The following is a 17,318-nucleotide window of genomic DNA, read 5'->3' as shown; positions in this document are numbered from 1 at the left end:
GGTGGGGTACGCGACACGTACCCCACCGCCCCGCCCCACGTACGGCGGTCACGTGCTCAGAACTTCGGCGTCGGGGCCTGCGCCTCGACCATCTCCGCCGCCTCCTCCTCGGTCTGCACCGAAGGCGGGGAGCCCGCGAGCGGCTGCTGGGCCGTCTCCTTCATGCAGGCCACGGCCACGACACCGACCAGGGCGGCCGCCATCGCGTAGTAGGCGGGCATCATGTCGGAGTCGGTCACGCTGATCAGCGCGGTGATCACCAGCGGGGTGGTACCGCCGAACAGGGAGGCCGACAGGTTGTAGCCGACCGACAGGGACCCGTACCTGACGTTGGTGGGGAACATCGCCGGGAGCGCCGCCGACATCGTGCCGAGCAGGCAGACCAGCGACAGGCCGAGCATCAGCATGCCGGCCGAGACGGCGAGCAGGCTGCCCTCCTGCACCAGCACGAAGGCCGGGGCGGAGAGGACGAAGAACCCGATCATGCCGGTCATCAGGACGGGCTTGCGGCCGAAGTGGTCGGACAGCCGGCCGACCTGGTTGATGATCAGCATCAGCAGCACCATGGTCGCCACCAGGATCATCAGTCCGTGGCTCTCGCTGTAGTGCAGCTCGTCCGACAGATAGGTCGGCATGTACGACAGCAGCATGTAGTCGGTGACGTTGTACGCGCCGACCAGCGCGATGCACAGCACCAGCGAGCGCCAGTGCGTGCGGAAGATCTTGGCGAGGTCGCCCCGTGCGGTGGTCTCCACCGCCGTCGCGGCCTCCGAGATGTGGACGTTGGATTCCTCCAGCTTCAGGTACGCGGGCGTGTCGTCGAGCCGCAACCGCAGATAGATACCGATCATGCCGAGCGGAGCCGCGGCGAGGAACGGGACGCGCCAGCCCCAGGAGTCCATGCCGTCACTGCCCAGCAGGGCGGTCAGGCCGGTGACGAGACTGGCGGCGGCGGTGTACCCGGCGAGCGTTCCCAGTTCCAGGAAGCTGCCGAAGAAGCCGCGCCGCTTGTCGGGCGCGTACTCGGCGATGAACGTGGAGGCGCCGCCGTACTCGCCGCCGGTGGAGAAGCCCTGGAGCAGACGGAACAGGATCAGCAGCAGCGGGGACCAGAAGCCGATCGAGTCGTAGCTGGGGATGAGCCCGATGGCAGAGGTGCCGATCGCCATGAGGATCATCGTCAGCGCGAGGACCTTCTTGCGGCCGATCTTGTCACCCATCGGCCCGAAGACCATCCCGCCGATCGGGCGCACCAGGAACGCCACGGCGAACGTGGCGAACGACGAGAGCAACTGCGCGGTGTCGCTCCCGGACGGGAAGAACACGCGGCCGATGGTGCCCGCCAGATAGGCGTAGATGCCGAAGTCGAACCACTCCATGGCATTGCCGAGGGAGGCCGCCTTCACGGCGCGCTTGACCGCGGCCTCGTCCGTGATGGTGATGTCCGACCGGCGCAGTCGGGGGTTCTGCCGACGCTTGATCGCCCGGAACAGGGCGGGGTGGCGGCGGACCGCCGCGGCGTCGGTTTCATGGCCGTTCTCGGTGGGGGACGTGGCGGCCTCCCTTTCCACGCGCAGACACTCCGGGCGGAGCACTGCTCGGTCGTACGTCTGTCAGGTCTGTCAGGTCGTACCCGTTCCCCCGATCATGCTGGGTATGGTCGTGACTTCAGTCATGTGGTTGAGCCGATGAGGTGAGCGCAGGGGCGCGGAGGAGGCGCGGCAGGGGCGCGGAGGGGTGAGTACGCTTCCGCACATGCGTATCTCCGTATCCGCCGACATGGACGAACCCGTGGCCCGCCTCCTCGTCGAGGAGCTGCGCGGCCGCGGCCACGAGGTGCGGACGCACGGCGCCCTGAGCCCGGGCGCCGACACCCGGTGGGCCGTGTGCTCGCAGCGGGCCGCCCGCGAGGTCGCCGACGGCCGGGCCGACCAGGCCGTGGTGTGCTGCTGGACCGGCACGGGCGCGTCGATCGCCGCGAACAAGGTGCCGGGCGTACGCGCCGCCCTGTGCGCCGACGCCTACACGGCGGACGGGGCCCGCCGCTGGAACGACGCCAACGTGCTCGCGCTGAGCCTGCGGCTGACGTCCGCGCCGCTGCTGCGGGAGATCCTCGACGCCTGGTTCGCGGGCGCGCCGAGCACCGACGCCGAGGACCTGGACAACGTGACGCAGTTGGAGCGGCTCGACCGGGGCCGAACCGCTCCGTGAGGGCCGCGGCCGGGGCACGCTAGTCGGTCAGGACCTTCTCCAGCGTCCCGAGGGCGGCCGTCAGCTCGTCACCCGTGACGGTCAGCGGCGGGGCCAGGCGGATCGTGGAGCCGTGGGTGTCCTTGACCAGGATGCCCTCGCGCATCAGCCGCTCACTGATCTCACGCCCGGTACCCAGCGCCGGGTCCACGTCGACGCCCGCCCACAGCCCCCGCGCCCGGAAGCCGACGACGCCCTTGCCGACCAGGGCGGCCAGGCCCTCGCGCAGCACCGCGCCCAGCTCGGCCGCCCGGCGCTGGAACGCGCCCGTCTCCAGCAGCTCCACCACCGCCGTGCCGACCGCCGCGGCCAGCGGATTGCCGCCGAACGTCGAACCGTGCTCGCCCGGGTGCAGTACGCCCAGCACCTCACGCCGGCCGACCACCGCCGACACCGGGACGATGCCGCCGCCCAGCGCCTTGCCGAGCAGCACCACGTCGGGCACGACCGACTCGTGCTCGACGGCCAGGGTGTGCCCCGTGCGGCCGAGACCCGACTGGATCTCGTCCGCGACGAACAGACAGCCCGCACGGCGGGTCAGCTCCCGCACGCCGGCCAGATAGCCGTCGTCGGGGATCAGCACGCCCGCCTCGCCCTGGATCGGCTCGATCAGCACGGCCGCCGTCGTCTCGTCGACCGCCGCCTCCATCGCCGCCAGGTCGTTGTACGGGACGATCCGGAAGCCGGGCGTGAAGGGCCCGAAGCCGGAGCGGGCCGTCTCGTCGGTGGAGAAGCTAACGATCGTCGTCGTACGGCCGTGGAAGTTGTCCGCGGCGACCACGATCGTCGCCCGGTCGGCCGGGACGCCCTTCACGTCGTAGGCCCACTTGCGGGCCACCTTGATGCCGCTCTCCACCGCCTCGGCGCCGGTGTTCATCGGGAGCACCATGTCCGTGCCGGTCAGCGCCGCCAGCCGCTCCGCGAAGCCCGCGAGCCGGTCGTTGTGGAAGGCGCGCGAGGTGAGCGTGAGCCGGTCGAGCTGCTGGTGGGCCGCCTCGACCAGCGCCGGGTGGCGGTGGCCGAAGTTGAGCGCCGAGTAGCCCGCCAGCATGTCCAGATAGCGGCGGCCCTCCACGTCCTCGACCCAGGCGCCCTCCGCACGGGCCACCACGACGGGCAGCGGATGGTAGTTGTGCGCGAGGACGGGCTCCTCCGCGCGGATCAGTTCCTCGGAGCCGCGGGTGGTGCGGGTGGTGCGGGCGGGTGCGGTCATGAGCGGGTCTCCCGGATCTCCTGGGTGCAGCACTTGATGCCGCCACCGGCCTTGTGGAACTCGGACAGGTCGACGGGCACGGGCACGTAGCCGAGTCCGGCGAGCCGGCCGGCCAGCGCCCGGGCCCCGGGGGCGATGAACACGTGCCGTCCGTCGGACACGGAGTTGAGCCCGAACGCCATGGCGTCCTCCCGGGTGGCGATCACCGCGTCCGGGTAGAGCCGCTCGAGCACCTCACGGCTGCCGGGGGAGAAGGCCCCGGGGTAGTAGGCGATGTTCCCGGCGGCCCCGGCGTCCCCGGCGTCCCCGTCGCCTCCGTCGTCGAGCACGAACAGCGCCGTGTCCAGGTGGTAGAAGTACGGGTCCACGAGGGTCAGCGAGATCACCGGCACGCCGAAGAACTCCTGCACCTCGCGGTGCGCCTCACGGGTGGTACGAAACCCCGTGCCGGCCAGGATCCAGCGCCCGGCCGGGACCAGGTCCCCCTCGCCCTCGCAGACCGACTCGGGATGGTGGACCTCGAAGCCGCGGGTCTTGAACCACGCCTCGAAGGGCACGGACTCGGGACGTCGCTCGGGTGCGTGGAAGAGCGAGCCGAAGACGCGGCCTTCGACCACGACCGCGCAGTTCGCGGCGAAGACCATGTCGGGCAGCCCGGGGAGGGGCCCGACGGGGTCCACGGTGTGGCCGTGGGCCCGGTAGGTGTCGACCAGTGCCTGCCACTGGTCGAGCGCGCGGACGACGTCGACGGGTCGGTCGGTGCTCATCCACGGATTGATCGCGTACTGCACGGCGAAGTGTCTGGGTTCGCAGACCACGAATCGCCGCCGGCGCGGCACACGGGACTCGGGCACAGAGGGGTACCTCCGCTTTTCACGGTGTGTGACTGTCTGTTGACACCACGGTAAGAAGTGACGCCCGAGCCCGACAAGCGACAAAGCCTGCGTGTTCCCGCAGGATCACTGCGTTCTTCACCTGGTCAGCGCACGTCTGCTGCGCCTTCCGGAGTGAGCAGGGCGGCTCCTCCTGCCTCCGGACTGTCCGGGAGCAGGTGGGACAGCACCATCACACTGATCGTCTTCCGGATGAACGGTTCCGCACGGATCCGTTCCAGCACCTCCTCGAAGTGCTCCACGTCCCGCGCCCGCACATGCAGCAGCGCGTCGGCGCCGCCCGTCACCGTCATCGCCGCCGTGATCTCCGGATAGCCGCGCACGACTTCGGCGAGCCGTCTCGGCGGCGCCGCCCCCTCGCAGTACACCTCCACGTAGGCCTCCGTGCGCCACCCCAGCGACGAGGGCCGGACCGTCGCCGTGAACCCGGTGATCACGTCGGTCTCGCGCAGCCGGTCCACCCGGCGCTTGACCGCCGTCGAGGACAGTCCGACCTCCGTCCCGATCTCGGCGAAGGACGTCCTGGCGTTCTCCATCAGCGCGGTGACGATCTTCCGGTCGAGTTCGTCGAACGAAGCGGGCCTGCTGTTCATGCGGGCACTGTATCCAGCGGACAGGTCCACGTCGCAGGCGTGTGCAGGCGCACGGATTACTCCTACACTCCACGTTCATGCTGCGCGCCCTTGCTGTCGACGACGAACGCCCCACGCTCGAGGAACTCGTGTACCTGCTGAACGCCGACCCCCGCGTCGGCACGGCGGAGGGGGCGAGCGACGCGACCGAGGCGCTGCGCCGCATCAACCGGGCCCTGGAGTCGGGCCCCGACGGACCGGACGCCATCGACGTCGTCTTCCTCGACATCCAGATGCCCGGCCTCGACGGGCTGGACCTCGCCCGGCTGCTGACCGGGTTCGCCCGGCCGCCGCTGGTCGTGTTCGTCACCGCGCACGAGGACTTCGCCGTCCAGGCATTCGACCTCAAGGCCGTCGACTACGTGCTCAAACCCGTCCGCAGGGAACGGCTCGCGGAGGCCGTCCGCCGCGCCGCGGAACGGCGCGGCACCACGACCGCGAGCGCCGCCTCCACCGCGACTTCCGCCGCCTCCACCGCTGCTTCTGCCAACGCCGCTTCCGCCTCCGCCGCCTCTGCCTCCGCCCCGCGCATACCCGTGGTGCACGAACCCGACTCCGACCACATCACCGTGGAACTCGGCGGCGTCACCCGCTTCGTCCCCGTCGACGACATCACCCACGTCGAGGCCCAGGGCGACTACGCCCGGCTGCACACCGACCGGGGCAGCCACCTCGTCCGCATCCCCCTGTCCACCCTGGAGGAGCGCTGGCGCGCCCGCGGCTTCGTCCGCATCCACCGCCGCCACCTCGTCGCCCTGCGGCACATCGGCGAACTGCGGCTCGACGCGGGCACCGTCAGCGTCCGGGTCGGCACCGAGGAACTCCAGGTCAGCAGGCGCCACGCCCGCGAACTGCGGGACCTGCTCATGCGGAGGCCGTGAGTCGTGCCCCAGGACCCCACGGAACGCCGCGTCACCGTCACCGGCCCGCCCAGGCGCACCCGGCGGGCGTCCGGCTACTACCGCCCGCGCACCGAGATCGACGAGCAGACCACCCTCGGCCACACCTACGTCCGCTCCCTGATGCGCAGCCAGCTACGCGCCGGCCTCGCCGTCTTCGCGGTCCTCGGGCTCCTCGTGGCGCCGCTGCCCCTGCTGTTCGCCGCGATGCCGGGTGCCCGCCGCCTGGAGTGGGCCGTCCTCGGCTTCGGCCTGTACGCCCCGCTGGTCCTCCTCGCCCGCTGGTACGTGCGCCGCGCCGAGCGCAACGAACGCGACTTCGTGCGCCTCGTCGAGGACCGATGAACTCCAGCTACGCCATATCCGCCGTCGCCCTCGTCGTCGTGGCCACCGTCCTCGTCGGCGCCTTCGGCCTGCGCATCTCCCGCACCACCTCCGACTTCTACGTCGCCTCCCGCGCCGTCGGCCCCCGCCTCAACGCCGCCGCCATCAGCGGTGAGTACCTCTCCGCCGCGTCCTTCCTCGGCATCGCGGGACTGGTCCTCGTCCAGGGCCCCGACATGCTCTGGTACCCGGTCGGCTACACCGCCGGCTACCTGGTCCTGCTGCTCTTCGTCGCCGCCCCGCTACGCCGCTCGGGCGCCTACACGCTGCCCGACTTCGCCGAGGCCCGACTCGCCTCCCAGGGGGTACGGCGGCTCGCGGGGGCCTTCGTCGTCGGTGTCGGCTGGCTGTACCTGCTGCCCCAGCTCCAGGGCGCCGGACTGACCCTGACCGTGCTCAGCGGGGCGCCCGACTGGCTCGGCGGGGTGATCGTCGCCGTAGTCGTCACCGCCATCGTCGCCGCCGGAGGCATGCGCAGCATCACCTTCGTCCAGGCCTTCCAGTACTGGCTGAAGCTCACCGCCCTGCTCGTCCCCGCCCTCTTCCTGGTGCTGGCCTGGCAGGGCGACGGCGCCCCCGGCCGGCCCTTCGAGGAACCGGCCACCTTCCGCGAGCAGCGCTCCGTCCGGGTCGACGACAGCCTCACCCTCAAGCTCGAGGGGCCCTTGACGGTCACCGTCGACGGCACCGTGGACGGCCGCGCCCACGAAGGCACCCGGCTCGACCTGCCCGCCGGCTCCCATCACATCGAGGCCGGCACCCGCCTCACCTTCGCCAAGGACGCCCCCGTCCCGGCCGCCGGACGCGGCGCCGACGACGCCCTGTCGCCCTCGCGGGCCGAGAGCCGCACGGAACGCCCGCTGTACGCCACGTACGGCCTGATCCTCGCGACCTTCCTGGGCACCATGGGTCTGCCGCACGTCGTGGTGCGCTTCTACACCAGTCCGACCGGCGTGGCCGCCCGCCGCACCACCGTCGCCGTTCTCGGCCTGATCGGCGCCTTCTACCTGCTGCCACCCCTCTACGGTGCCCTCGGCCGCCTCTACGCCCCCGAACTGACCCTCACCGGCGACGCCGACGCCGCCGTCCTGCTGCTGCCCGACCGGGTGATCGGGGGAGTGGGCGGCGACCTGCTCGGCGCGCTGGTCGCCGGTGGCGCCTTCGCCGCGTTCCTGTCCACCGCGTCGGGGCTGACCATGGCCGTCGCGGGCGTGCTCACCCAGGACGTGCTGCCGTCCCGTGCCGTGCCGCACTTCCGGCTCGGCACCCTCCTCGCCATGGCGGTGCCGCTGGTGGCGAGCGCGCTGGTCGGCGGGCTGCCGGTCGCCGACGCCGTCGGCCTCGCCTTCGCCGTGTCCGCCTCGTCCTTCTGCCCGCTGCTCGTGCTCGGCATCTGGTGGCGGCGGCTGACCCCGCCCGGCGCGGCGGCCGGGATGCTGGTGGGCGGCGGCTCCGCCCTGCTCGCCGTCGCCGCCACCATGGGAGACTTCCCGGGCGGCGCCGGGGCCCTGCACGCGCTGCTGGCCTGGCCCGCGCTGTGGTCGGTGCCGCTGGGCTTCCTCACCATGGTGCTGGTCTCCCTGGCCACCCCGGGCCGGGTACCAGCCGGGACGGCGGCGATCCTGGCCCGCTTCCACCTGCCGGAGGAGCTGGGAACGGAGGAGCTGCGCGCGGACGACGTGCGCGCGGAGGACATGCGCGCAGACGACATGCGCGCGGAGGGTCTGAAGCCGGGGGGCCTGCGGGGCGGCCGTCCGGGGGCGGGCGGTCCGCGGGCGGGGGATCCGCGCCAGGAGGCGGCCCCGTGAGCGGCTCGGTGAGCGGTTTCCTGGCGGGCCTGGTCGTCGCCGTGCTCCCCCTGCTGGCCGCCGGCTTCTGGCTGGGGCGGCGCACGGCCCACCCGCAGAACCTCGGCGGCCTGGGCACCCCGGTCGAGCACGCCACCTTCCAGGCCCTGCACACCGCCTCGCTGGCCACGCCCCCGCTGCGGGCCGGCCTGACCGAGGAGACCGCCGGCAAATCGGCCCGCAAGCTGCGCTCCCTGCTGGGCACGGACGCGCTGTGCCTGACCGACCTCAAGGAGGTCCTCGTCTGGGACGGCCTCGGCGCCCACCACCGCACCGAGATCATGGAGCGCCTCGCCGGACCGCTGGAGAGCGGCCGGGGCGAGGCCTTCCGCCTCACCTGCGACACCCCCGACTGCACCGTCCGCTGGGCCGTCGTCGCCCCGCTCACCGTCGACGACCGGGTGCACGGCGCCCTCGTCGCCTGCGCGCCCCGCGAGTCCGCCGTCCTGGTCCGGGCGGCCGGCGAGGTGGCCCGCTGGGTATCCGTCCAGCTCGAGCTGGCCGACCTCGACCAGTCCCGCACCCGGCTCATCGAGGCCGAGATCAAGGCGCTGCGGGCCCAGATCTCCCCGCACTTCATCTTCAACTCGCTCGCGGTGATCGCGTCCTTCGTGCGCACCGACCCCGAGCGCGCCCGCGAGCTGCTGCTGGAGTTCGCCGACTTCACCCGGTACTCGTTTCGCCGGCACGGCGACTTCACCACCCTCGCCGACGAGCTGCACGCCATCGACCACTACCTGGCGCTGGTGCGGGCCCGCTTCGGCGACCGCCTCGCCGTCACCCTCCAGGTCGCCCCCGAGGTGCTGCCGGTCGCGCTGCCCTTCCTCTGCCTGCAGCCACTCGTCGAGAACGCCGTCAAGCACGGTCTGGAGGGCAAGGCCGACCGGTGCCGCATCCAGATCACCGCGCAGGACGCGGGCGCCGAGGCCCTGGTCGTCATCGAGGACGACGGCGCGGGCATGGACCCCGGCCTGCTGCGCCGCATCCTGGCGCGCGAGGTCAGCCCGTCGGGCGGCATCGGGCTGTCCAACGTCGACGACCGCCTCCGTCAGGTCTACGGAGACGACCACGGCCTCGTCATCGAGACGGCCGTCGGCGCGGGCATGAAGATCACCGCCCGGCTGCCGAAATACCAGCCGGGCGTGCACTCGGCGGGCCGGCTCGGACGCGAGTGAGCCGCCCGGCGAGTGATTCCTGGAGCGCCCCGCGTGGGGCTCAGGCGCTGCGCGTGGCCACCAGCCCCAGGGTGATCAGACCCAGCACGACCCAGCCGAACCACAGCCAGCCGTTGCTCCCGAGCGCCACCGTGTAGGCCGTCACCGCGACCAGGCCGCCGATGGTGAGCGCCCCCATCGTCTTCGTCGAACTGTCCGTGGAACCGGGCATCGCAACACCCTCCTCATGGTCCGTTGCCCTCCATGGTGCCCCCGTTGCGCCGTTTCGCGGTGCGGACGGCGAGATGTGAGGCCGATTTCCGGGGCCCGGCGGCCGTGGCGGACCCGGCCTCGTACGGGGAGGGGTCGAATCATGCGGAGTCTGCGGCCAACCGGGTGAAGCCGAGCACCTGCGCGTCGGGGGTGCCGCCCGTCAGCCGCCGCGTGTGTTGAGCGAGGTCAGATAGGCGTTGTACGCCGCGAGTTCCTTGTCGCCGTCGCGGTCGGCCGCCCGGTCGCTGCGCCGGGCCTGCCGCTGATCCGAGGCGTACCACTGGAACAGCAGCGCGAGCAGCACCAGCACGGACGGGACCTCGCTGAAGGCCCAGGCGATGCCACCGGCCGCGTTCTGGTCCGAGAGCGCGTCGATGCCGAGCGAGGCGGGCGGGTTCTTGAACGTCTCGACCATCGGGGAGGACGCCATCATCAGCGCGATGCCGAAGAACGCGTGGAACGGCATGCCCGCGAAGAGCTCCAGCATCCGCATCAGGTAACCCGGCCGGTGCGGGCCCGGGTCCACGCCCATGATCGGCCAGAAGAACACCACACCCACGGCGAGGAAGTGCACCATCATCCCGATGTGCCCCGCCCGGGAGCCCATCAGGGCGTCGAAGAGGGGCGTGAAGTACAGCCCGTACAGGCTCGCGATGAACAGCGGGATGGTGAACGCGGGATGGGTGATGATCCGCAGGTAGCGGCTGTGCAGCAGCATCAGCAGCACCTCGCGGGGACCCTTGCGGCCGCGGCCCGCCGGGGGCAGCGCACGCAGGGCCAGCGTGATCGGGGCGCCCAGCAGCAGCAGGATCGGCGACACCATGCTGATCACCATGTGCTGGACCATGTGCACACTGAACATGACCATGCCGTAGTCATTGAGCTTCGTGCACATCATGAGGGCGATGCTCAGCACACCGGCCACGAAGGACACGCTCCGGCCGATCGGCCACTTGTCACCGCGCCGGGTCAGCCGGACGACGCCCCAGCCGTAGAGCGCCAGTCCCAGGAGGCAGGCGATCAGGAAGAAGGGATCCGTCGACCAGGCAAGACCTCGCCCCAGCGTGAACGGCGGCAGATCCATCGTCATGCCGTGCCCGCTGTGATCCATCCGCCGGCTCCTGTTTCGTGGGGGTTGAGCGCGGTTCAACGCCGCTTGTCCGAAGCAAGCGTAGAACCGCCCCCGGCCGCGCTTGCGACCGGGGGCGGCGAACACGCCCCAACACGGCGAACCCGCGGTCCGCGACTAACCAGTGGACCCGAGCTCTGTGCGGCCCCGCCGATTCACAGCACGCACTCCGCCTCCGCGTACCGCGCGTCCGGCACCGTCTTCAACGACTCCACCGCGTCGCCGAGCGACACCATCTCTATGTCCGTCCCACGCAGGGCCGTCATCTTCCCGAACTCCCCACGGTGCACCGCCTCCACCGCGTGCCACCCGAACCGCGTCGCCAGCACCCGGTCGTACGCCGTGGGCGTCCCGCCGCGCTGGACATGTCCGAGGATCACCGGCCGGGCCTCCTTGCCGAGGCGCTCCTCCAGCTCGATCGAGAGCTGGCGGGCGATCCCGGCGAAGCGCTCGTGACCGTAGACGTCCTTGCCGCCCTCGTCGAAGTCCATGGACCCGGCCTTCGGCTTGGCACCCTCCGCGGCCACCACGATCGCGAACCGCTTGCCCGCCGAGAAACGCTCGCCGACCTTCGCGGTCAACTCGTCGATGTCGAAGGGCCGCTCCGGAACGACGACGGCGTGCGCGCCGGCCGCCATGCCCGAGTGCAACGCGATCCAGCCGGTGTGACGGCCCATGACCTCGACGATCAGCACCCGCTGGTGCGACTCGGCGGTGGTCTTCAGCCGGTCCAGGGCCTCGGTGGCGACGGTCACGGCCGTGTCGAAGCCGAAGGTGACGTCGGTGACCGCTATGTCGTTGTCGATGGTCTTCGGTACGCCCACGATCGGCAGGCCGCTGTCGGACAGCAGCCGGGCCGCCTTCAGGGTGCCCTCGCCGCCGATCGGGATGATCGCGTCGAGGCCGAGTTCCTCGACGTGCCCCCGGGCCCGCTCGACGCCGTCCCGCAGATGCTCGGGACGGACCCGGGAGGAGCCGAGGATGGTGCCGCCGCGGGCCAGGATGCCGCCTACCGCGTCGAGGTCGAGCTTGAGGTAGTCGCACTCCAGGAGGCCCTTCCAGCCGTCCCGGAAGCCGATGACCTCGTCGCCGTGGTCGACGACGGCACGGTGCACGACGGACCGGATGACGGCGTTCAGGCCGGGGCAGTCGCCGCCGGACGTGAGGACACCAATGCGCATAGCCCGAAATACCTTCTCAAGTGGCACGGGTCCGGACCGCGCTGTCCGGCTCGATTCCCGCCACCCTAGCGGCATCGGGGGGCGGGACCGAACCGCGCGTCCGCCTACTGGACGAGCCCGCTCACCTGTGCGGACGAGGCATCAGACGGGCCGCTGCCGGCAAGCTCAGGCAGGCTGCCGCGCAACGGTGTCTACGCAGGCTGCTGCGCAACTGCTTCTACGCAGGCTGCTGCGCAGCCGCGATGCGCTCGTTGCGGAGCGCCTCGTACCAGCGGTCGTCGGTCGGCGGCAGCGCGTTCACGTCGAGGGCCAGCTTGAGCAGCAGGTCCGCGATCAGCGGGTTGCGCGCCAGCACGGGGCCGTGCATGTACGTACCGAAGACCGTGTCGTTGTACGCGCCCTCCGTGCCGTCGCCCGTTCCGTTGCCGTTGCCGAAGTGGACCTGGGCGAGCGGCCGGGCCCCGGGGCCGAGGTGGGTGACGCCCTGGTGGTTCTCGAAGCCGGTCAGCGGGGGCAGGCCGAGACGCGCGTCGATGTCGCCGAGGACGTCGCCGACGCACCGGTCGCCCTCGCCGCGGGTCGAGACCACGTCGAGCAGACCGAGGCCCGGCTCGCGCTGGCCCAGGTCGTTGATGAACTCGTGGCCCAGGATCTGGTAGCCGGCGCAGACGGAGAAGACGATCGCGCCGTTCTCCACCGCCCGCTGCAGGCCGCCGTCGCGGCGCAGCCGCTCGGCCGCGAGCCGCTGCGGCCGGTCCTCGCCGCCGCCGATGAGGTAGATGTCGCCGGAGGTCGGGATCGGCTGGTCGCTGCGTACGTCGAGCCGGGCCACGTCGAGGCCGCGCTGGCGGGCCCGGCGCTCCACGACCAGGGCGTTGCCCTGGTCGCCGTAGGTGCTGAGGAGGTCCGGGTAGATCCAGACGATCCGGAGTTGGTTGTCGCTCACGAAAGTCCCCTGAAGTCTCGCGGTCAGTTGCCGACGCGGCGGCGCAGGTCCTGGAAGGCGGTGTAGTTCGCGATGACCTCGATGCGTCCCGGCGGGCAGAGCTGCACCGCCTGGTCGAGGTCCTCGCACACCTGGAACTGCTGGTTCGCGACCTCCAGGCGCACCGCGAGGTCCAGCTTGCGGTCGCCGATCACACAGATCGGGTGTCCGGACAGCCGGGTGTAGTCCACGTCCCACAGCCAGGACGTGTCGGTGCCGTCGGCGCCGCGCGCGTTCACCGAGAGGATTACCGGGGTCGGCGGCGGGTCGATCAGGGAGAAGGTCTCCAGCCAGCCCGCCGGGTTCTTGGCGAGCAGCAGCCGCAGGTCGCGGCCCTGGAACTGCACGACGTCGTAGCGTCCGGCGACCGCCTGCACCTGGTACATGCGCTCAAGCGCGACCTGCGGGGGCACCCCGAAGACGGCGGCGACGGCGGCCGAGGAGGCGGCGTTGGCCTTGTTGGCGCGGCCCGGCAACTGGAGGTGGATCGGCCAGGCGGAGCCGTGCGGGTCGAGGACGTGGTCGCCGGAGAGCGCCCAGCTCGGCGTCGGGCGCCGGAAGCCGCACTCGCCGCAGAACCAGTCGTCGCCGGGACGCTGCATCACGCCGCCGCAGGACGGGCAGGACCAGGCGTCGTCCTTCCACATCTGCCCGGCGGCGACCCAGATCACGTTGGGGGAGGAGGACGCGGCCCACACCACGAGCGGGTCGTCGGCGTTGGCGACGATCACCGACTTCGAACCGGCCAGGCCCTCGCGCCAGTTCTCGGCGAGCATGCGGGTCTCGGCGGCGCGGTCGAGCTGGTCGCGGGAGAGGTTGAGCAGGGCGATGCACTTCGGGTCGGTGGCCTGGGCGACGCCGACGAGGTACTTCTCGTCGACCTCGATGACCCCGTAGCGGGACTCCGCACCGCTCGCGAGGGCCGAGGTGATACCGGCGGGCATGTTGGCGCCGAGCGCGTTGGAGACGACCGGACCGGCCGCCTTGAGCGCCTCCGCGATGAGCCGGGTGGTGGTGGTCTTGCCGTTGGTCGCCGAGACCAGGGTCACGTCCAGGTGCTGGGCGAGCCGGGCGAGGAGGTCGGGATCGAGTCTCAGCGCGACCTTGCCGCCGATCACCGAACCGCTGCCGCGCCCCGCGGCGCGCGAAGCCGCCGCGACCGCCTTGCCCGCGGTCACGGCGATCTTGGCCCGGGGCGAGAGCGGGTCCGAGTTGCCTGCCATCAGTTCTCGATCCTCCTTGCGTACGCGCCGCGCCTGAAGCCTGACGGCCACGTGGTGTGGACCTCAGCCTATCGAGATCCGTTCGCACTCCCGAATCGCGGCACCGGCCACGGGGTTTTGGCGGTGGGAGCGAGCCGCCGACGGACACACGGACCTTACTCTGGCCGTCATGCGACACGGCTCCATCCCGGGCGCCCACGGGCGCGTCCGCTCCCTCGGCCTCCTCGGCGACCCCGTCCTGCACGCGCCCTGCGACGAGGTGACCGACTTCGGGCCGGAACTCGCGGCGCTCGTGGAGGACTTGTTCGCGACCATGTACGCCGCCCACGGCGTGGGTCTGGCCGCGAACCAGATCGGCCGGGCGGCGCGGGTCTTCGTCTACGACTGCCCGGACGACGAGGACGAGCGGCACGTCGGACACATGGTGAACCCACGGCTCGTCGAGACCGGCGGGGTGGTGGTGCGCGGGCCGGAGGGCTGTCTGTCCCTGCCGGGCCTCGAAGCCGGTACCGAGCGTCACGACGAGGCGGTCGTGACGGGCTTCACGCGGACCGGTGAGCCGGTCACCGTACGAGGGACGGGCTTCTTCGCCCGGTGCCTCCAGCACGAGTGCGACCACCTGGAGGGACGGGTCTACGCCGATCGCCTGACCGGCCGACGCCACCGGAAGCTGATGCGGCAGGTGACACGGTCGTCCTGGCACCGCTGAGCGGGATCACCTGAGCGGGACCATCAGAGCGGGGGCGACCGCTGGACGGGACCATCCGAGCGGGAGCACCTGGGCGGGGTCACTGCTGAGCGGGAGCATCTGGGCGGGGCCACTGCTGGACGGGGCCACCTGAGCGGGATCACCGCTGGACGGGAGCATCTGGGCGGGGCCACTGCTGGACGGGGCCACCTGAGCGGGATCACCGCTGGACGGGAGCACCTGAGCGGGGCCACTGCTGGACGGGACCACCCGAGCAGGGTCACCGCTGAGCGGGGCCACCTGGGCGGGGCCACTGCTGGACGGGACCGTCCGAGCGGGGCCACCGCTGAGCGGCGAACCCCGGCCGGTTGCCCGGCCGGCACGGCGGCGGCTGTTCGGCCCGCGACCGTCAGAAGCCCGGGCCGCCCGCCTTGTCGCCGGCGTCGGCGAGGCGGCCCCACAGCAGGTCCGCCAGGCTGCGGACCAATTCCTCCCGGGGGCAGGGGCGTTCGCCCAGCCACCAGTCCCCGGCGGCGTGCATCATGCCGACGATCCCGTGCCCCCAGACCCGGGCGAGCTGCTGGGTGCCCGGTCCGACGTCGAGGCGCTCCTCGATGACCTGGGCCAGCTCCTCGCCCATGCGGCGCAGCAGCGGCGCCGAGTGCTTGCCGACGTCGAACCCCTGGTCGGCCTGGTCGGTGGGCGTCGGGACGCCCTCCGCCGGATGCATCAGGAAGCGGTACACCTGCGGGCGTGCCTCGATGGCCGCCAGATAGGTGTCCAGGGTGGCCTCGACGCGCTGTCGCCGCTCCGCCGGCGCGTCCAGGGCGGCCCGCAGCGAGGCGAGGAGGGCGTCGGTGTGCCGGACGGCGAGGGCGGCGTAAAGTCCGCCCTTGTCGCCGAAGTGGCGGTAGAGGATCGGCTTGGTGATGCCGGCCTCGGCGGCGATGGCGTTCATCGAGGCGTGCGGACCGTCGCGCAGCACCACCCGGTCGGCGGCCTCGAGCAGCTCGCGCCGTCTGCGGTCGGCGGACGTCTGCTGATCGGTCCGCTGTGTGGTGTTCATGTGCTCTCCCCACCCGTGCTGTTTCGGTGACGCCTGCGCAAACTAACACTCACAGGGCACGTGACATCGAACGGGAGGGCGAGGGGGTCCCGGGAGTTGACTTTTCCTACCCGCCGGTAACAGACTCGGGGTTACCGCAAGTAACATGCACGTGCGTCACTGGAGGGGACATGGCCGAGTTCACCATGGAGCTGAGCGACGAACAGAAGGAGGTCCGGGACTGGCTGCACGGCTTCGCGGCCGACGTCATCCGCCCCGCGGCCGCCGAATGGGACGAGCGTGAGGAGACTCCCTGGCCGGTCATCCAGGAGGCCGCCAAGGTCGGTATCTACTCCCTCGACTTCTACGCCCAGCAGTACTTCGACTCCACCGGCCTCGGCATCCCCATGGCGATGGAGGAGCTGTTCTGGGGCGACGCGGGCATCGCCCTGTCGATCGTCGGCACCGGCCTCGCCGCCGTCGGCGTCCTCGCCAACGGCACCGAGGAGCAGATCGGCACCTGGATCCCCCAGATGTACGGCGACGCGAACGACGTGAAGGTCGCCGCCTTCTGCTCCTCCGAGCCGGACGCGGGCTCCGACGTGGCCTCCCTGCGCACGCGTGCCGTGTACGACGAGGCCAAGGACGAGTGGGTCCTCAACGGCACCAAGACCTGGGCGACCAACGGCGGCATCGCGAACGTCCACGTCGTCGTCGCCGTCGTCGACGCGGAGCTGGGCTCCAAGGGCCACGCCTCCTTCATCGTCCCGCCGGCCACCCCGGGGCTGTCCCAGGGCCAGAAGTTCAAGAAGCACGGCATCCGCGCCTCGCACACCGCCGAGGTCGTCCTGGACAACGTGCGCGTCCCCGGGTCCTGCCTGCTGGGCGGCAAGGAGAAGCTGGACACCCGCCTCGCCCGCGCCCGGGAGAAGGCCAAGAAGGGCGGCGAGCGCGTGAAGAACGCCGCGATGGCCACCTTCGAGGCGTCCCGCCCCGCGGTCGGCGCGATGGCGGTGGGCACCGCGCGTGCCGCGTACGAGGTGGCGCTGGAGTACGCGCAGACCCGGGAGCAGTTCGGACGCCCGATCATCGACAACCAGGGCGTCGCCTTCCAGCTCGCGGACATGCGCACGTCCATCGACGCGGCGCGGCTGCTGGTGTGGCGGGCCTCGTGGATGGCGATCAACGGCAAGCCGTTCACGGCGGCCGAGGGATCGATGTCCAAGCTCTTCGCGAGCGAGACGGCGAAGAAGGTGACCGGCCAGGCGATCCAGATCCTGGGCGGCAACGGCTACACGCGGGAGTACCCGGTGGAGCGGATGCACCGCGACTCCGCGATCTACACGATCTTCGAGGGCACGAGTGAGATCCAGCGGCTGGTGATCGCGCGGACGCTCGCCGGGATGCCGATTCGTTGAGCGCCGTTTCGGGTTCTGTGCGACGCCGGGTGCGGGGCCGTTGTGGCTGGTCGCGCCCACGCGGCGGAGCCGCGCAAATCGACACAGTCCCGCGCCCCTGAGGG

The 17,318-nt window shown here is 71.6% G+C and carries 17 protein-coding genes; 7 read left to right on the top strand and 10 right to left on the bottom strand.

Annotated elements, in window-relative coordinates:
* Nucleotides 1-56: 56 nt before the first annotated feature.
* A complete protein-coding gene (gene proP, locus KUM40_RS31470; protein ID WP_217169592.1) occupies nt 57-1,571 on the bottom strand; it encodes a glycine betaine/L-proline transporter ProP in 1,515 nt (504 codons plus the stop codon).
* A 184-nt stretch (nt 1,572-1,755) separates the two neighbouring features.
* Between proP and KUM40_RS31465 the strand changes: the two genes are divergently transcribed.
* Nucleotides 1,756-2,211, top strand: a complete 456-nt coding sequence (locus KUM40_RS31465) for an RpiB/LacA/LacB family sugar-phosphate isomerase (protein ID WP_217169591.1) — start codon at nt 1,756-1,758, stop codon at nt 2,209-2,211.
* Between the two features lie 19 nt (nt 2,212-2,230).
* Here KUM40_RS31465 and rocD read toward each other — a convergent pair whose 3' ends face one another.
* The 3 genes from rocD to KUM40_RS31450 form a co-directional block, all read right to left on the bottom strand.
* Nucleotides 2,231-3,463, bottom strand: a complete 1,233-nt coding sequence (gene rocD / locus KUM40_RS31460; RefSeq protein ID WP_217169590.1) for an ornithine--oxo-acid transaminase — start codon at nt 3,461-3,463, stop codon at nt 2,231-2,233.
* A complete protein-coding gene (gene ddaH / locus KUM40_RS31455) occupies nt 3,460-4,317 on the bottom strand; it encodes a dimethylargininase (protein ID WP_217169589.1) in 858 nt (285 codons plus the stop codon). The genes rocD and ddaH overlap by 4 nt, the downstream gene beginning before the upstream one ends.
* Before the next feature lie 125 nt (nt 4,318-4,442).
* A complete protein-coding gene (locus KUM40_RS31450; RefSeq protein ID WP_217169588.1) occupies nt 4,443-4,949 on the bottom strand; it encodes an Lrp/AsnC family transcriptional regulator in 507 nt (168 codons plus the stop codon).
* A gap of 77 nt (nt 4,950-5,026) precedes the next feature.
* Between KUM40_RS31450 and KUM40_RS31445 the strand changes: the two genes are divergently transcribed.
* The 4 genes from KUM40_RS31445 to KUM40_RS31430 are packed head-to-tail and all read left to right on the top strand — an operon-like array spanning nt 5,027 to nt 9,293.
* Complete coding sequence (locus KUM40_RS31445; protein WP_217169587.1) at nt 5,027-5,869, top strand: LytTR family DNA-binding domain-containing protein; 843 nt, start codon at nt 5,027-5,029, stop codon at nt 5,867-5,869.
* A 3-nt stretch (nt 5,870-5,872) separates the two neighbouring features.
* Nucleotides 5,873-6,232, top strand: a complete 360-nt coding sequence (locus tag KUM40_RS31440; RefSeq protein ID WP_217169586.1) for a hypothetical protein — start codon at nt 5,873-5,875, stop codon at nt 6,230-6,232.
* Nucleotides 6,229-8,079 (top strand): cation acetate symporter, encoded by a 1,851-nt coding sequence (locus tag KUM40_RS31435; RefSeq protein WP_254395797.1) that lies wholly within the window; start codon nt 6,229-6,231, stop codon nt 8,077-8,079. Before KUM40_RS31440 ends, KUM40_RS31435 begins: the two co-directional genes overlap by 4 nt.
* A gap of 8 nt (nt 8,080-8,087) precedes the next feature.
* Nucleotides 8,088-9,293: a sensor histidine kinase gene (locus KUM40_RS31430; RefSeq protein WP_217169839.1), complete on the top strand. Its 1,206-nt coding sequence runs from the start codon at nt 8,088-8,090 to the stop codon at nt 9,291-9,293.
* 40 nt (nt 9,294-9,333) lie between these two features.
* Here KUM40_RS31430 and KUM40_RS31425 read toward each other — a convergent pair whose 3' ends face one another.
* The 5 genes from KUM40_RS31425 to KUM40_RS31405 form a co-directional block, all read right to left on the bottom strand.
* On the bottom strand, nt 9,334-9,504 hold the full coding sequence (locus KUM40_RS31425) for a hypothetical protein (protein ID WP_016325678.1): 171 nt from the start codon (nt 9,502-9,504) through the stop codon (nt 9,334-9,336).
* Nucleotides 9,505-9,705: 201 nt separating this feature from the next.
* Entirely contained in the window at nt 9,706-10,656 is a 951-nt protein-coding gene (locus KUM40_RS31420; protein ID WP_217169585.1) for a cytochrome c oxidase assembly protein, read from the bottom strand.
* A 173-nt stretch (nt 10,657-10,829) separates the two neighbouring features.
* Complete coding sequence (locus tag KUM40_RS31415) at nt 10,830-11,855, bottom strand: 6-phosphofructokinase (protein ID WP_217169584.1); 1,026 nt, start codon at nt 11,853-11,855, stop codon at nt 10,830-10,832.
* 217 nt (nt 11,856-12,072) lie between these two features.
* Nucleotides 12,073-12,801 (bottom strand): type 1 glutamine amidotransferase, encoded by a 729-nt coding sequence (locus KUM40_RS31410; protein ID WP_217169583.1) that lies wholly within the window; start codon nt 12,799-12,801, stop codon nt 12,073-12,075.
* A gap of 23 nt (nt 12,802-12,824) precedes the next feature.
* On the bottom strand, nt 12,825-14,063 hold the full coding sequence (locus KUM40_RS31405) for a MurT ligase domain-containing protein (protein ID WP_217169582.1): 1,239 nt from the start codon (nt 14,061-14,063) through the stop codon (nt 12,825-12,827).
* A gap of 169 nt (nt 14,064-14,232) precedes the next feature.
* On the opposite strand from KUM40_RS31405, the gene def reads away from it, so the two are divergent.
* A complete protein-coding gene (def, locus tag KUM40_RS31400; RefSeq protein WP_217169581.1) occupies nt 14,233-14,772 on the top strand; it encodes a peptide deformylase in 540 nt (179 codons plus the stop codon).
* Between the two features lie 388 nt (nt 14,773-15,160).
* On the opposite strand, the gene KUM40_RS31395 is transcribed toward def, so the two are convergent.
* Nucleotides 15,161-15,817: a TetR family transcriptional regulator gene (locus KUM40_RS31395; RefSeq protein ID WP_217169580.1), complete on the bottom strand. Its 657-nt coding sequence runs from the start codon at nt 15,815-15,817 to the stop codon at nt 15,161-15,163.
* Between the two features lie 170 nt (nt 15,818-15,987).
* On the opposite strand from KUM40_RS31395, the gene KUM40_RS31390 reads away from it, so the two are divergent.
* Nucleotides 15,988-17,214, top strand: a complete 1,227-nt coding sequence (locus tag KUM40_RS31390) for an acyl-CoA dehydrogenase family protein (RefSeq protein ID WP_217169579.1) — start codon at nt 15,988-15,990, stop codon at nt 17,212-17,214.
* The last annotated feature ends 104 nt before the right edge of the window (nt 17,215-17,318 follow it).

Origin of the sequence: Streptomyces sp. AC512_CC834, assembly GCF_019049325.1 — a bacterium.
Lineage (GTDB): Bacteria > Actinomycetota > Actinomycetes > Streptomycetales > Streptomycetaceae > Streptomyces.
The sequence above is the reverse complement of the archived record's forward strand: the minus strand, read 5'-3'. Positions and strand labels throughout refer to the sequence as shown.